Source organism: Subtercola sp. YIM 133946 (assembly GCF_036553535.1).
GTDB lineage: Bacteria > Actinomycetota > Actinomycetes > Actinomycetales > Microbacteriaceae > Subtercola.
The window spans coordinates 85,797-101,424 of record NZ_JAZHPE010000032.1 but is presented as its reverse complement, the minus strand read 5'-3'; the positions used below and the strand labels follow the sequence as shown (position 1 = coordinate 101,424).

Here is a 15,628-nt window from a genome sequence, read left to right as displayed (position 1 = left end):
CGGCGGGTGTTCTGCCGGGCATCCTGACAGGCAGCGTCTGGGTACCCTAGGTCTCTGATGCCCAGCAGACCACCGCTCGACCCGGCCGTCGCACCGCTCACGCGGCGCACGCCGGTGGTCGTCGACCCCCTGCCCAGCCCGCCCGGGCGCATCCGTCTGGCCGGGCTCGTGCTGTTCACAGCGCTGGGTGCGGATGCCTGGCAGAGCCTGCTCGGCTGGCCGGCGTTCGTCGTGCTGGTGCTCGCGCTGAGCGCCGCGTGCGTGGTGTCGCTCGTGCGCAGTCACGCCACCCGTTCGATCGAGTGGAGCAGGTACTCGAAACCGCTGGCGGCGTTTCTCGTGCTCTGCACGGCGTCGATCCTCTGGTCGTTCTACCCGGGTGCCACGGCTCTCGGCATCGTCTCGCAGTGGCTGACCGCCATCGCAGGGTTCTTCATCGCGGCCTCGCTGTCGTGGCTCGAGATTCTGCGGGCGCTGGGCACCGCGCTCCGCTGGCTGCTCGGGCTCTCGCTCGTGTTCGAGCTGTTCGTCGCGGTGTTCGTGCGCGGTGCGCTGCAGGCGACGTGGCTGCTCGACCCGTGGCAGCAGGCGCCCCCGAACTACCAGTGGAGCGAGGGCAACCTCTTCAACGGGGGCGCCATTCAGGGCATCGTCGGCAACCGCAACCTGCTCGCCTTCGTGGTGCTGCTGGCCCTCATCGTGTTCGTCATCGAGTGGGTGGAGAAGACCAGGCGGGCGCTGCCGAGTGCCATCTGGATCGCGGTCGCTCTGCTCGAGCACGCCCTGACGCGGTCGGCCACCGTGCTGCTGGCGACCATCGGCGTGGCCTTCGTGTTCGTCGTCGCGATGCTGATCAGGCGGGTGCCGGTGCCGAGGCGCCTGGTCATCTACCCGTTCGGGTTCGTCGGCGTGATCGCGCTCACGGTGTTCACGCTGAACCTCTCCGACCGGCTGTTTCCGCTGCTCGGCCGCGGTGACACGCTGACCGGCCGCGTCGACATCTGGAACACGGTGCTGAACCTCGCCTGGCAGCGCCCGGTGCTGGGCTGGGGCTGGGTGAGCTACTGGGCGCCGTGGGCAGAGCCGTTCAAGAACCTGATCGTGATCGACGGCACCGCCTACCTGCAGGCGCACAACGCCTGGATCGACGTGTTTCTGCAGCTCGGCCTCGTGGGGCTGTTCGTGTTCTCGTGCCTGATCGCTGCCACGATCATCCGGTCGTGGTGGATGGCGGTCGACCCGCCGACGCCGGTCGTCGGCGTGCCGACCCCCTACCAGGCCGTCGCACTGCTGCCGCTGCTGCTGCTGGCGGCCCTCGTCATCCAGAGCCTGACCGAGAGCAGGCTGCTCGTCGAGGGCAACTTTCTGCTGCTGGTGCTGCTCGCCACGAAGGTGAAGCTCGACCCGCTGCCGCTCGGCCCCCCGCCGCGGGCCCAGGGCGCCGTGCCGCGCTCGCGCTAGTGCTCGAACGACTCGCGCAGGGCCGCGATGCCCTCGGGGGCACCCCCGTCGAAGATCACGTTGCCGTGCGAGAGAACCAGCACGCGGTCGCAGAGCGCTTCGACCTGTCCTGAGGAGTGGCTGACGAGGATGATCGTGCGGCCCTCCTGCTGGAACTCCTTGATCTTCGCCATGCACTTCTCCTGGAAGGGCTCGTCGCCCACGGCCAGAACCTCGTCGACCAGCAGGATGTCGGGGTCGACGTGCACCGCGATCGCGAACGCGAGCCGCACGTACATGCCGGAGGAGTAGAACTTCACCTGCGTGTCGATGAACTCCTCGATCTCACTGAAGTCGACGATCGACTGGAAGTACTCGTCGGTCTGCTTACGCGTCAGTCCGAGAATCGAGCTGTTGAGGTAGACGTTCTCGCGCCCGGTGAGGTCGGGGTGGAACCCGGCGCCGAGCTCGAGCAGGGCGGCCAGCCGGCCCCGGCGCTGAACGAAGCCGCCGTTGGGCTCGATGATGCCGCCGAGCACCTTGAGCAGAGTGCTCTTGCCCGAGCCGTTGGCGCCGACCAGGCCGATGGTGGTGCCGGCCGTGATCTCGAAGCTCACGTTGCGCAGCGCCCAGAAGTCGTCTTTGTGCTTCTGCGAGCGGCCGAAGTTCACGACGCGCTCTTTGAGCGACTTCTCTTTGCGAATGACGAACCGCTTCGAGACGTCTTCGGCGCGCACCACGACCGGGGAGGCGTAGCCGCCGACGTTCGCAGTGCCGCTCGCTGTCATATCACTCACCGACATCAGATCTCCTGGGCGAAGTTGCCCTGCAGGCGCGAGAAGATGCGCTGGGCGAAGAACAGGGCGACGAGGCCGACGACAATTGCGCCTCCGAGCATGAGGTTCATATCGGCCGGCCACGGCTGCGGCGGTATGACGTTGGTGTCGATGACGCGCGTCTGACTTCCTGCCTGCCACAGTCCTCGCTGGAAGGCGAGGATCGCCAAGGAGATCGGATTCAACAGATACACGTCAAGGAGCCAGGTGTGGCTTCCGACCGCTTTGACGACGAACGACCATGAGTAGACGATCGGCGACGCCCAGAACAGCAGCAACATCACGACCTCGACCAGGTACTGGATGTCACGCAGAAACACGTTCAGAGCCGACAGCAACACGGCGAACGTCACGCCCCAGATCAATACCACGGCGACAGCGACGGGCACGTAGAGCAGATTCCACGACACCGGAAACTGCCCCAACACGATGATCGCGAGGAGGAGCACCACCATCTGCACCAAGAAGTTGAAGATCGCCGAACCCGTCGACGCGAGGGGGAAGATCTCGCGTGGAAGATAGACCTTCTTGATGAGACCACCGTTCGAGATGATCGATGCGGTACCGGTGGAGATCGTCTCTGAATAGAGCCCCCAGAGCGTGAGACCCGAGAACACGAAGATCGCGAAGTCGGGCACGCCCCGCGAGGCCTGCAGCACCGTGCCGATGAACACGTAGTAGATCAACAGCTGCACGAGAGGCTTGACGAGGCTCCACACGAAGCCCAGAGAGGAGTCTTTGTAACGCGACTTGAGCTCGCGACGGATGAGCAGATCGAGCAGTTGACGGTGAGCGGCAATCTCTCGAATCGAGGCGACGAAACCCCCGACCGACTTCGGCCCCGCGCTGACCGAGACCTCGAACGGAAGCTCGGCGAGCCGTTCGGCTCGCTCCTGCGCTACTGTCGTCACTTCGTGCCCAATCCCGGGGACCTCAGGGTCGATCCCACTGGTAGATACTACGCGACGGCACCTGAACGTCGGCTCGGGCGGTTGCGGTGGGTCAGATGCAATGTTTCAAATGAGATTATTCATCACTTATGTTTTCACCGTATGAGGCCCCTGGCCAGGCAATCTGAACACATCGCGTCTCTGGCCCTTGAACAAGGCCAGCCCAGCCCATACCTTCGGCGAATCGAGAGCGACGAAGGGGTCATCACGTGCACCATGATTTGGCTACGACTGGCACGAGGTTGCACCGCGGGATCGGGTTGGTTGCTCGCGGCATCGCACCGTTTGTTCTTGTGGTGGCGACTGTCACATCGTTCGGAGGAGACCCCACCGACACGTACACGACTTGGAATTTCTCTATGCCCATCGGCACGACGCTGGTCGGTGACGACGACATGATCTCGAACGGCGTGAGCGACCTCGTGATGCAGACAGATGGGAACCTGGTGTTCTACGTCGACGACTTCTACTATCCGGGTTCCAAGTATGTGTGTTGGGCATCCAACACCGAGGGCCACCCGGGAGCGCGGGCCGTGTATCAGGCTGACGGGAATTTCGTCGTGTACAGCGCCGCGAATCGGGCCCTGTGGTCTTCAGGGACCAACGGCAGATCGGCGAGTACGGTCAGAATCGTGGAGAATGCAGGCGGCTACCCTCGTGTGTACGTCGGAAACACCCCGTACGGTCCATTCAACTGCCCTGACGGATATCCGGGCCCGTAGGTCGCCCGGTCACACGGGTTGGCTCGTCGGCACGAAGTACTGCCACAGGGCGTCGGCGTACTCCGACCAGCCGCGGGCCGGCAGCGCCGCCGCCTCGGCGGAGAGCCGCGCGTGCAGTTCGGGGTCGGTGAGACCGGCCCGCATGCCGCGGTACACGTCGTCGTCGTCGCGCGGATCGACGAAGATCGCACCGCCGCCGGAGGCGATCTCCTTCATGCTGCCGAAGTCGCTGGTGACCACGGGGGTTCCGGCCGACAGCGACTCGCCCACGGGCAGCCCGAAACCCTCGTTGAGCGACGGGAACACGGTCACGTACGACAGGCGGTACGCGCTCCAGAGCAGGCTGTCGGAGACCGCGGAGATCGCCTTCACCGGCCGCCCCTCCCCCTGCAGCCGTTCGAGCTGGCGCCGGAACGCGTCGCCGTTCCAGCCGTTGCCGCCGATGAACACGAGCTGGAAGCGCACGCCCTCGCGCCAGAGCCGCTCGGCCGCATAGAGCACGGCGAGGTGGTTCTTGCGAGGCTCGTGGCTGCCGACGCAGACCACGAGCGGGTCGTCGCCGGTGAGCAGCCGGGTGCGCGCGAGCTCGAAGTCGGCGGCCGACACGTCTTCGGCCACGCTCGGCAGCAGCAGCGGTTCGATCTCGGGCCCGGTGATGCCCGCGCCGCTGAGCATCTGCCGCCAGCCGCGGTACTCGGTGGCCGCGGCCCCCGAGATCGTCGAGATGCGGTCGAAGTGGGCAAGGCCGGCCAGGTTGTTCGCGAACGCGGCCGACATGCCCGCCCCGACCGTCTCAGACGAGGTGAGCGGAACGCAGTCGAACCCGATGACCGTGGTTCTGTTGCCCGAGAACTCGGCCAGGCACGAGATGCGGTCGGTGCGACCGCGTTCGAGTGCGAGCTCGGGCAGGATGTACGTGGTGCCGAACGGGATGGTGAGCACCCAGTCACGCGGCCGGGTGATGCGCGGCACCGACCCGTGCAGTGCATTCTGGCGTTCGGGTGCCGACAAGTGCCGCAACCCGGTGAAGTTCGCATCCCAGCCGACGAGTTCGACCTCGGCCCTGCCCTGCCACTGGAGGATGGTCTGCCGCACCACCCGCTGAATGCCGGTGGCCAGCCCGGTGCGGGCCGTGTGGTGCACATCGACGACGATGGTGTCGGTGGCGATGCGGATGCCCACCCCCCGATTCGGCGCGAACGGCCGCTTCGCCGCGGCCACCAGTGCCGCCAGCGCGGGCAGCGCGCCGTTCAGCGCCTGGTCGCGCCTGAAGCGCTCGAACTCGTCGTGGCGCGGAAAGACGGCGGCGATCGCCGCGTGCGACAACCACAGCAGGTTCGTGTCGCCCTCCACGGCGGGGGCGAGCAGCGCGAGGTAACCGTCGACGCTGCCCGGCTGCGAGTCGCGCCCGAGAACCGTTTTCGACAGCACGCCGAGACGGCCCAGAACGACGGATGTACTCAACGCAGGTCACGCTCCAAAGGGTCGACGAGATCATGCCACAGCTCGGCGGCGTAGTCGTTCCAGTCGCGCGGGGGGCGCGCCTCAGCCTCGGCCACGAGCCGCTCGTGCACACCCGGTTCGGTGAGCATCGAGCGCAGGGCGGCGACGAGCTGGCGGTCATCCCGAGGGTCGACGGTGAGGCATCCGCCCCCCTCGGCGATCTCGAGGGTGCTGCCGTAGTCGGTGGTGATCGAGGGCACACCCATTGCGAGCGACTCGGCGACAGGCAGCCCGAATCCCTCGTGCGTCGACGGGAAGACGGTGCAGTGCGCCTCGGCGTACGAGTCGACGAGCACGCTGTCGGGCGCCCCGCGCAGCAGTTCGACCGCGTGACCGGCCCGGGCGAGGCGTTTCACCTCGCGATCGACGAAGCGGGTGTACTCCGACGAGCCGCCGCCGATCATCCGCAGCCTGAAGTCGAGACCCTCACGCCACAGCGTCTCGGCGGCGAACAGCACGGCGAGGTTGTTCTTGCGCGGCTCCTGGTTGCCCACCATCAGCACCAGCTTCGAGGCCGGCCTGCCCTGCCCGGCCCGGCGGGCGGGCGCGGTGCCGCGCGTCGGCGTCTGCACGGCGAGAGGCACGCTCACCACGGTGGCCGGCGGGATGCCCTGGGCCGACGCCGCGCGGGCGAAGCCGCGGAACTCGTCGGCGGCCGAGGCGCTGATCGCCGCCACCCGATCGGCGTTCTTCACGATCGAGAGGTATTTGGCGAACTTCTCGCTCTCGTTCTCGGCGATGAGGTCGGCGCTGGCGATCGGAATGGTGTCGTAGCCGATCAGACCGACCCGGTTGCCCGAGAACTGCGCAAGCGACGACAGCGCCGACCAGTAGCCGTCTCTGGCAACCTCGGGCAGCAGGACAGTTGTGGCGTAGGGCACGACCAGCCGCGGGCGAAAACCGGGCGGGGTCGAGGTGGGGCGGCTCGCCGGCGGAGTCTGCTTCCACGCATCCCAGTCGACGACCCGCCGGCGCTCGACGGGCGAGAGCTCGCGCAGCGCGTTGTCGCCGGCCGACCAGCAGGCCAGCTCGAGTTCGTGGTCGCCGATCCAGCGAGAGAAGGTCTCGCGCACGACACGCTGGATGCCTGTGTTGTGGTCGTACTTCGCGCAGAAGTCGACGTCGGCCACCGGCCGGTCGGTCACGATCTCGAGCTCGGAGTCGAGGCACTTCAGGGGCCGGTACGACTGCTGGATGGTCTCGAAGACGCTCGACAGGGCGAACTCGGGGGCGGTCACACCCAGCGAACGGCGCACGCCGAGAAAGAACTCGACGTCGGGAAAGGCTGCGGTGAGCGCGACCAGCACGAGCCACAGCTCGCTGTCGACCTTGGTCTGCTGAACGTGCCGCACCAGGGCGTCGGCGAGCACGCCGTTGCCGCGGGCGAGCAGGTCGTCGACGTGACCGGCCGGATGCCCGGCGAGCAGTACGGCGGCGGCGGCGCCCAGCCGCTGGCCGAGCGCTGCCGTGGTCGCGGGGCTCGGCGGTGGCGGGGTGACCGCATCGAACGGGGCGGAAGCGCTGGGCGCGACCGACGCTGCCCCGAGCCGGCTATCCGTCACGGCGCGAGGCCAGGCGGCCCGAGATGCTGCCGGTGATGTCGCCCGGCCGCAGGCCGCGAACGACCCGCAGCGGCTTCGTGACCCGCCAGGAGACTGTCTGCTGCATGGCGGCGAGCGCATCCGACTCGAAGTTCGCCGCGCTCAGCCAGCGGTCGGTGGCCCGGTTCAGAATCGCGTCGAGCTCGGCCTGCAGGCCGTCGCGGGAGGCCTCGAGCTCGGCGACACGCTCTTCGAGGGCGGCCACGCGTTCTGGTTCGAGATCTTCAGGCACCACAGAATTATAGGCGGGCGGCTACGGCTGGGGCGTGTCGCGGCGCACGTCGGCCTCGGCGAAGCTGTCGTCTTCGAAGATGGCAGCAGCGGCGACCTCGGCCTTGACGTCGGCGCCGTCGGCGCGGTCGGTGCTCTCGACTATGCCGGTGCGGTGGTGACCGAACACCCAGTAGCGGTACAGGGCGAAGCGGAACAGCGTGGCCAGCCCGGTGCCGATGAAGTTGCCCGACACGTTGTCGGCGAGCACGCTGGTGAAGCCGAGCACGTAGTGGGTGAACCACAGCGTGACGACGTTGATCAGCAGGCCGGCGACGGCCACGGCCGAGAACTCGAGCAGCTCTCTGATGTAGTTCGAACGACGGTGCTCGCGAAAGGTCCAGTACCGGTTGCCGAACCAGGTCAGCACCGTGGCCACGGCGACCGAGATCACCTTCGACCACAGTGGGCCGACGCCGCTCAGCAGCAGCAGGTTGAACACGCCGATGTCGACCACGTAGCCGATGGCGCCGACGACACCGAACTTGAGCAGGTAGCGGATGATCGTGTCGTAGAAGACAGTCACTGCCCGGGTGAGGCGGTTAGGCATTGCACAATACTACGGGCCACGGCCCGCGGCAGCGATTCATTTGCAGCCCGGCGCGGTGACCTGCGTCGTCGTCGCGTTGATCATCGGCGTGCCGGTGAGCACCGGTGCACCGTAGTCGCCCGGCGCGCCGCTGAACGTCGCCGTCACCGTGTTCGTCTCGCCCGGCGCCAGGTCGACGAGGTACCGCGCCACGGGTCGGTCGAGGTCGGTCGCGCCTGACCGCACCGACGCATCGACGCTAGTGTCGCCGACGGCGCTGGAAGCGAGGGTGCCGCCGACCGGCCCATAGATGTACACCTCGGTGCTGAACTTTCTGCCCTTGAAGTTGCCGCCGACCACGAAGTTCGGCAGCGTGGCCGCCTCTTCGTCAGTGATGGTCGAGTGCAGCGTGACGGTCGTCGTGAAGGTCGGGTTCTGGCTGTTCGTGCACACGTCGGTGTCGAGTGTGCTGCTGGTCTGCAGCCAGTAGTCGGTCTTCGACACGGTCACATCTCTGAAATACGCGCCGACCACGGTGGAGGCCTTGTTCGACGTCGGTAGCACACCGTCCAGCCCGGCGGTCGTGACCATCTTCTCCTCGGCATCGACTGGGCTCCAGGCCATCAGATTGCCACTTGAGATCGATTTCGTCATGGCATCGAGCAGGGCGGTCGGGTCGGCCGTGGTGTTCGTGATGCCGGTGAAGATGCTCTTCGCCGCATCGGCGAAGAACGCGTCCGTGTTCGACTGGATCTCACTGGCGGGGTACCGCAGATAGATGTCGTGCAACAGCAGAGACACCGCATTCTGCGAGTCGATCACGTCGCCCGTCGACGGCACGGTGATGGGTCCGGTGGCCTGGAGCAGGTACGAGAGCGCGATCGGATCGATGGAGATGACCCCGTCGACCGTTCCTCCCTTGTATTTTTGCCAGAACGCCTCGATGGTCTGCGCAGCCGTCGGGAAGTCGGGCCGGCTCGTCGACCAGTTCAGGGTCGACGCGAACCCGTCGGAGTAGATGTTGAGCAGGTTCGGGTCGATGTCACGCACGGGACCGTCGGTCAACGGAAAGTCAGTGCTCGACGCCTGGTCGGTGATCGCGAACGAGCCGTTGTCGACGGTGAGCATCGAGAGCGATGCCGGCCCGCCGCCGAGCCCGGTCGTCTCGGCGTTGTTCAGGAAGGCGAGAATATAGTGACGCGGGCCGTTCACGCCGAGGATGCCCTGCACGGTCGCGACCGTCGTGCGCACGGTGCCGATCTGGTCGTGAGCCTTGGTGAGGGCCGTGCTGAACTGCCTCTTCGCCGACACGATCTGGTCGACGGTTCCCGAGGTGTCGACCGCGTCGACGGTCGCCTGGGCCGACTGCAGTGCCGTGTCGGCGGTGGCCAGCGCGGCGTCGCCCTGGCTGAGCAGGTCGACGTTCAGGCGCCCGTCGACCGGCTTCAGGGCATCCGGAGTCACGCTCGACGCGACCGTCATGACGGGTGGCAGCGCCTGGCTGCCGATCTGGTCGAGCGCTTCAGAGAGCTGGCGTACTGCCGTGAGGTTGGGGCCGACGACGGGTACCTTCTCGGCCAGCTTGAACAACGGGTCGTTCGTGTGGTCGGCGGCGTCGTGGGCGGCGTTCTGGAACGTCGCGACCGAAGCGGGTAGCGCCGAGACGTCGAGCTTCGTCAGGTCGCTCTGGATGTCGCTGACCGAACTCTGCGCCGTCTCGAGCGACGACTTGGCCTGCAGCGCCTGGTAGACGACCCAGCCCGTGGCGGCGGCGAGCGCGAGAATGACGATGCCGACCGACGACAGAACGATCGCGATCGTGCGGCGGCGCTTCGTGTTGCGCGGCTTGCGGCGGCCGGCCCGGGTGCGCCGGCGCGCCTCTGGCTCTGCGGGCGCGCCGAACGCGCTGTCGAGCCCTTCGGCGTCGTCGGGCCCGTCGGCGGGACCGTTGTACGAGGTGTCGATGCTCAGCTCCTGATTGTCGTGCGTTCCGGCGAATCGGTGGAGGGTGTGGTCGAACCCCCGTGCGGGCCCCGAGCTTAGCAAGGGCATCCAGTGAATTACCTCGAAATCTGCTGCGGTGGAGCTGACCATAGGATGTTCGGGATGACTCTGCACACACCGGGCACCGCCCGCGGCGCCCGCCGGCCGGCGAAGCGCGCGCGGCTCTTCATCGAGGGCACGCCTCTGGTAAGCACGAAGCTGAGCGGGGTCGGAACGGTGCTGCTCGAGACGCTGCGGGCGCTCGACGACGACGCGTATCGCGACCGGTACGACATACGGGTGTTCGTTCCCGCCGACGAACGAACGCATCTCGGCCGGTACAGCTTCACGAATGTGAAGGTTGTCAGCCTGCCGCTGCCGCACAGCGCGTTCGGGTTTCTGTCGCGCATTCCGCTGCGCTTCCCGATCGACCTGCTGCTCGGGCGGGGGGTCTACGTGTTCCCGAACTTCCGCAACTGGTCGCTCGCGCGGTCACGGTCGATCACGTACATCCACGATGTGTGTTTCGTGGTGCATCCGGAGTTCGTGCCGCCCGCCCACCAGCGGTACCTCGCCCAGAACGTCGGCCGCTGGCTGCGCCGCACCGACGCCGTGGTGGCGGTCTCGCACAGCGCGGCCGACGAGATCGTGCAGTACCTCGGTGTACCGCGCGAGAAGGTCGCCGTCGTGGTGAACGCGGTGAACGCGGCCGAGTTCGCGCCCGCGGCGCAAGCAGAGGTCGACGCCGTGCGCGAGAAGTACGGTCTCGACCGATACTTTCTGGCGCTCGGCAGCATCGAGCCGCGAAAGAACCTCGTGACGCTGGTGCGGGCGTTCACCGAGACCGGCCTCACCGACGGCACGACCCTGTTTCTGGTGGGCGGCGACGGCTGGCTGAACGAGGGTGTCTACGAGGCCATCGACGTGGCCGTCGCGGCAGGGTACGACGTTCGGGTGAGCGACAGGTATGTTCCGACGGCTGAGCTGCCGGCCCTGCTCACGGGGTCGATCGCCCTGGTGCAGGCCTCGTGGCACGAGGGGTTCGGCCTCCCCGTCGTCGAGGCGCTCGCCTGCGGCGCGCCCGTCATCGCCTCCGACATCCCGGCGCTGCGTGAGGCGGCGGGCGGCTCCCCCGCCGTGTCGTTCTTCGACCCCTCCGATGTGGATGCCCTGCGAAACCTCCTCGTCACGCACGCCGCGGCGGCCGCCCTCCCGGCGGCTGACGGCGCCGCGGCCGTGGGCGACGTCGCCGCCGCACGCTCGGCCGACCCGGCGCCCACCGTGACCCGCCAGTGGACGGCCGCGGCCGCCGACCTGCTCGCGGTGGCCCACCGCGTCTGGCGCCGCTGACCGCGCCCCCGCTTCTCTGCCGTTCGCCCGCTGGGTGGAGTGGCGCCGGGCGGTGGCGCGTGCTGATGCCGATCCGAGCGCGGGGCAGGTGGCGGTGGCGCCAGGCGCGGCGGACCACGCGGGCGGCCTCCGCGTCAGGCGCGGCGGGCGATGCGAGCGGCGAGGGTGGCCGCGCGGCGCCTGACGATGCCGGCCGCCGCCTTGGCGGCCACGATGTGGCCCTCCTCGCGGGAGCGCGCGGTGTAGAACTCGCCGAGCGCCACCACCTTGCGCAGCCGGCCGCGCAGCGAGCGTTCGGCGGCCCTTGCGCGTTCGCGGGCGGCCAGCTCGGCGCCCCACCAGCGTTCGACGGCCCGGTCTGCAGCCGCGTGGCCGCCAGCGGACCCGGCGACCGCGGTAGCATCGCCAGCGGACGGCCCAGCGCCGGCAGCGGAGCGTGCAACGTCAGCAGCGCCAGCGTCGGCTGTGGAGGGCCCAGCGCCGACAGTGGAGGGTGCGGCGCCGCTGGCGGAGCGTGCAGCGTCGGGCGCGGCGCGCAGCCGCTGCTCGAGGGGCAGCACGAGGCCCTGCCACGCGGCGGCGGCGTAGTCGTCCCAGGTGCGGAAGGTGCGGGACGCGGCCTCGTCACGCAGGCGGCCGATGAGCTGCTCGTCGGTCAGCAGCGCGGTCATGGCCTGCAGCACGGCGGTGTCGTCGCGCGGGTCGACCGTGAGGCATCCGCCCCCCGCAGCCATCTCGGCGAGGCTGCCGTAGTTCGACGTCAGCACCGGAACGCCCAAGGCGAGCGACTCGGCGACCGGCAGCCCGAACCCTTCGTGCAGCGACGGAAACATGGTGAACCGCGCCTGCCGGTACGAGTCGAGCAGAAGGGAGTCGCTCGCGTGCCGCACCACCTCGACGTCGACCCCGCGGTGCGCCAGCCGGGCGACCTCGGCGTCGAAGCGCGGCGCGTACCGCGAGCTGACGCCGATGAAGCGCAGCCGGAAGGCGATGCCGCGCTGCCACAGCCGCTGCGCCGCGATGAGAATGACGTCGTGGTTCTTACGCGGCTCTTCGCTGCCCACCACGAGAATCAGCGGCGCCTCGACGTCTGCCGGCGCCCCGGATGCCGCACCCCCGCTCCCCGGCCCCGCCCCGGTGCCGGCCAGGGCCGCTAAGGTGCCGGCCGGTGCCCCGGATGCCGTACCACCGCCGCCACCCGCGACGGCCCCCACCGCGGCCAGCGTCGCGTGCGACGGCGGATTCATCGCCAGAGGTATCGCCACCACCTCGGGCCCGGGCAACCCCTGCGCCCGCACCGCCTCGACGAATCCGGCGAACTCCCGCGCCGCCGAGGCGCTCACGGCGGCGACCCGGTCGGCGTACTTGACCACGGTCAGGAAGCGGGCGAAGCGTTCGATCTCGGGGTCGTCCTGGTGCTGCGCGTCGACGATGGGAATGATGTCGTGGCCGACGAGCCCCACACGGTTGCCCGACACCGCGGCCAGCGCGGCGAGGGCGGGTGCGGCGAGCGCCTGGGCGACCTCGATGTCGACGACGACCGAGCGCCAGGGAACCAGCACGGTGCCGGGCGTCGGCCCAGCGAGGGCGGCGCGCTCTGCCTCGGCGCGATCGGCGCGGGCGAGAGCCTCGCGTTCGGCCACCGGCAGGGCGGAGTACGCGGGCCAGTCGAGTACCCGCTGCACCTCGCGGCCGGCGAGCCGCTCGAGGGCGGTGCCGTCGCGGTTCCAGCCCGCGAGGGTGAGGTGGTGGCTGCGATTCCAGCGCGAGACCGTCTCGCGCACGACCCGCTGAACTCCGGTGTTGTGGTCGGAGCGCCCGGTGAAGGTGGCATCGATCAGCACCGCGTCATCGACCACCTCGAGCCGAGCGTCGAGGTCGGCGGCGCGGCGCAGTATCGGGGTGGTCGACCGCAGCAGGGCATCCAGCGCCCCCGCCCCGGGCCCGGCCCCGGCCGCGGCGGGAGTACCAGCCCCGTCGGAAACACCGCCGCCCGCACCAGAACCGCTGCCGACACCGGCCTCGCCGGAACCACCAGCGCCGCCGGCCAGCGCCAGCGCCCGCCGCACCGCCGCATGCTCGTCGAGCGTCGGGAACACCCCGGTCAGCGCCACGATCGCGAGCCACACTTCGGCGGGCGTGCGCACAGAGCGCGCCATGGCGTCGGCGAGCGCCCCGACACCGGCAGATTCGGCCTCGGCCGACGCCCCGTCACCACCGGGCAGGTACGGCGCGACGGCCGCCAGCCGCGCCCGCAGCGAAGACAGCCCGGCAGGCCGATCGGCGGAGACTTCGACAGTCACCCCGGCAGCGCCTCGGGCAGAGGCCCCAGCAGTCAACCCGGCAGCGTCAGAGCCCACGGAAGCCGCATCTTCGGGCACGTCGCCCACCCTGCGTGCATCCACCATGGAATACTAGTTGATCGACTGCCCCGGTTAGCATGGGGCGTTGCGTCTCACACCACACCGACATCCGAGGAATCTATGCCCCGCGCTCTCATCACTGGAATCACCGGCCAAGACGGTCTGTACCTCGGAGAACTGCTGCTCTCCAAAGGGTACGAGGTCTACGGCCTGATCCGCGGGCAGAACAACCCGAAGCGCGCACTGGTCGAGGCGACGCTGCCCGGCGTGCACGTGCTGACCGGCGACCTCACCGACCTGTCGAGCCTCATCCGCGCCCTCGAGGCCGCCAAGCCCGACGAGTTCTACAACCTCGGCGCCATCTCGTTCGTCGCCTACTCGTGGGAGAACGCCAGCCTCACCACCGAGGTCACCGCGAAGGGCGTGCTGAACGCGCTCGAGGCCGTGCGTCTGTACTCGGGTGACAACCCGAGGAAGGTGCGCTTCTACCAGGCCTCCTCGAGTGAGATGTTCGGCAAGGTGCAGCAGGTTCCGCAGAACGAAGACACCCTGCTCTGGCCCCGCTCGCCCTACGGCGTCGCCAAGGTGTTCGGCCACTACATGACCATCAACTACCGCGAGTCGTACGGCATGCACGCCTCGTCGGGCGTTCTGTTCAACCACGAGTCGCCCCGCCGCGGCCCCGAGTTCGTCACCCGCAAGGTGTCGCAGGCCGTCGCCCGCATCTCGCTCGGCCTGCAGGAGAAGATCGTGCTCGGCAACCTCGACGCCCGCCGCGACTGGGGCTTCGCCGGCGACTACGTCGAGGCCATGTGGCTCATGCTGCAGCAAGACGAGGCCGACGACTACGTCATCTCCACCGGCGAGACCCACTCCATTCGCGAGCTGCTCGAGAAGGCGTTCGCCGCCGTCGGCATCAGCGACTGGCAGTCGCACGTCGAGCAGAACCCCGAGTTCATGCGCCCCGCCGAGGTCGACCTGCTCATCGGTTCGAGCGAGAAGGCCCACAAGGCCCTCGGCTGGAGCCCGAAAGTCGGTTTCGAAGAGCTCGTCTCGATGATGGTGCTGAACGACGTCGCCGAGCAGAGAGCCCTCGCCGGCCTGTGACATGCCCGTCGCACTGATCACCGGAATCTCGGGCCAAGACGGTTCGTACCTCGCTGAGTCGCTGCTGGCCGACGGCTACGACGTGCACGGCATCGTGCGCGACGACACCGAAGAGAACCTCGCCGCCCTCGGTCGACCGGGGCGCCTGACGCTGCACACCGTCGACCTGCAGGCTCCGGATGCCCTCGAAGAGGTCGTGGCCCTGACCAGTCCTGACGAGCTGTACTCCCTCGCCGCCATCTCGTCGGTCGCCGCCTCGTGGAAAGACCCCGTGCAGACGGGAGCCGTCAACGGGCAGGTCGTGGTGCGGCTGCTCGAGGCCGCCCTGCGGGTGGAGCAGCAGGCCGGGCATCCGGTTCGCCTGGTGCACGCGTCGAGCGCCGAGATCTTCGGGCAGGCCGGCGAGACGCCCCAGGTCGAGACGACGGCGATTCGCCCCTCGTCGCCGTACGGCGCGTCGAAAGCGTACGCGCACCTGTCGGTGGGCGTGTACCGCGGCCGTGGCCTGCACGCCTCGAACACGATTCTGTACAACCACGAGTCGCCCCGTCGGCCCGAGACGTTCGTGACGCGCAAGATCACCGCGAGCGTCGCGCGCATCAGCGCGGGCCTGCAGCAGGGCATCGAGCTCGGCAACCTCGACGCACGCCGCGACTGGGGCTGGGCGCCCGACTACGTCGCCGCGATGCGCCTCGCCGCCCGCGCACCTGAGGCCGGCGACTTCATCGTCGCCACCGGGGTGTCGCACACCATCGCCGACTTCCTCGACGCAGCGTTCGCCCGGGTGGGTATCGACGACTGGTCGGGCCTGGTCACCGTGAACCCCGAGTTCGTGCGGCCGGTCGATCCGGCCGAGCAGTTGGGCGATGCGTCGAAGGCCCGCCGAGAGCTCGGCTGGCAGCCGACGGTCGACTTCGAGACACTGGTCGCCCGCATGGTCGACCACGACCTCGAGTTGATCGCCCGCTGAGGGC

12 protein-coding genes and 1 pseudogene are annotated in these 15,628 nt (G+C 68.8%); 5 read left to right on the top strand and 8 right to left on the bottom strand.

Translation table 11 applies throughout. The features are described from left to right. The first annotated feature begins 57 nt into the window (after positions 1 to 57). A complete protein-coding gene (locus V3W46_RS11165) occupies positions 58 to 1,461 on the top strand; it encodes an O-antigen ligase family protein (protein ID WP_331783189.1) in 1,404 nt (467 codons plus the stop codon). A gap of 2 nt (positions 1,462 to 1,463) precedes the next feature. Here the strand turns inward: V3W46_RS11165 and V3W46_RS11160 are convergent. Then, positions 1,464 to 2,228, bottom strand: a pseudogene (locus tag V3W46_RS11160) (ABC transporter ATP-binding protein); the annotation flags it as partial. Positions 2,229 to 2,242: 14 nt separating this feature from the next. Beyond that, positions 2,243 to 3,187 carry an ABC transporter permease gene (locus tag V3W46_RS11155; RefSeq protein ID WP_331783188.1) on the bottom strand — a complete coding sequence of 315 codons (945 nt, stop codon included), beginning with the start codon at positions 3,185 to 3,187 and terminating at the stop codon, positions 2,243 to 2,245. 398 nt (positions 3,188 to 3,585) lie between these two features. On the opposite strand from V3W46_RS11155, the gene V3W46_RS11150 reads away from it, so the two are divergent. Next, positions 3,586 to 3,948, top strand: a complete 363-nt coding sequence (locus V3W46_RS11150) for a hypothetical protein (RefSeq protein ID WP_331783187.1) — start codon at positions 3,586 to 3,588, stop codon at positions 3,946 to 3,948. Positions 3,949 to 3,957: 9 nt separating this feature from the next. Here the strand turns inward: V3W46_RS11150 and V3W46_RS11145 are convergent, their stop codons facing one another. The 5 genes from V3W46_RS11145 to V3W46_RS11125 are packed head-to-tail and all read right to left on the bottom strand — an operon-like array spanning position 3,958 to position 9,903. Further along, positions 3,958 to 5,412 carry a glycosyltransferase gene (locus V3W46_RS11145; protein ID WP_331783186.1) on the bottom strand — a complete coding sequence of 485 codons (1,455 nt, stop codon included), beginning with the start codon at positions 5,410 to 5,412 and terminating at the stop codon, positions 3,958 to 3,960. After that, on the bottom strand, positions 5,409 to 7,013 hold the full coding sequence (locus tag V3W46_RS11140) for a glycosyltransferase (protein ID WP_331783185.1): 1,605 nt from the start codon (positions 7,011 to 7,013) through the stop codon (positions 5,409 to 5,411). Before V3W46_RS11140 ends, V3W46_RS11145 begins: the two co-directional genes overlap by 4 nt. After that, positions 7,003 to 7,284 (bottom strand): hypothetical protein, encoded by a 282-nt coding sequence (locus tag V3W46_RS11135; protein ID WP_331783184.1) that lies wholly within the window; start codon positions 7,282 to 7,284, stop codon positions 7,003 to 7,005. The genes V3W46_RS11140 and V3W46_RS11135 overlap by 11 nt, the downstream gene beginning before the upstream one ends. Before the next feature lie 21 nt (positions 7,285 to 7,305). After that, the gene (locus tag V3W46_RS11130; protein ID WP_331783183.1) at positions 7,306 to 7,872 is read right to left on the bottom strand and encodes a GtrA family protein; all 567 of its coding nucleotides are present in this window, start codon (positions 7,870 to 7,872) and stop codon (positions 7,306 to 7,308) included. Between the two features lie 36 nt (positions 7,873 to 7,908). Beyond that, positions 7,909 to 9,903, bottom strand: a complete 1,995-nt coding sequence (locus V3W46_RS11125; protein WP_331783182.1) for a DUF4012 domain-containing protein — start codon at positions 9,901 to 9,903, stop codon at positions 7,909 to 7,911. Positions 9,904 to 9,957: 54 nt separating this feature from the next. Between V3W46_RS11125 and V3W46_RS11120 the strand changes: the two genes are divergently transcribed. Further along, a complete protein-coding gene (locus V3W46_RS11120; RefSeq protein ID WP_331783181.1) occupies positions 9,958 to 11,184 on the top strand; it encodes a glycosyltransferase family 4 protein in 1,227 nt (408 codons plus the stop codon). A 134-nt stretch (positions 11,185 to 11,318) separates the two neighbouring features. Here V3W46_RS11120 and V3W46_RS11115 read toward each other — a convergent pair whose 3' ends face one another. After that, entirely contained in the window at positions 11,319 to 13,487 is a 2,169-nt protein-coding gene (locus V3W46_RS11115) for a glycosyltransferase (RefSeq protein WP_331783180.1), read from the bottom strand. A 180-nt stretch (positions 13,488 to 13,667) separates the two neighbouring features. On the opposite strand from V3W46_RS11115, the gene V3W46_RS11110 reads away from it, so the two are divergent. Then, the gene (locus V3W46_RS11110; RefSeq protein WP_331783179.1) at positions 13,668 to 14,654 is read left to right on the top strand and encodes a GDP-mannose 4,6-dehydratase; all 987 of its coding nucleotides are present in this window, start codon (positions 13,668 to 13,670) and stop codon (positions 14,652 to 14,654) included. Between the two features lies 1 nt (position 14,655). Further along, positions 14,656 to 15,624 (top strand): GDP-mannose 4,6-dehydratase, encoded by a 969-nt coding sequence (locus V3W46_RS11105; RefSeq protein ID WP_331783178.1) that lies wholly within the window; start codon positions 14,656 to 14,658, stop codon positions 15,622 to 15,624. Positions 15,625 to 15,628: the final 4 nt, after the last annotated feature.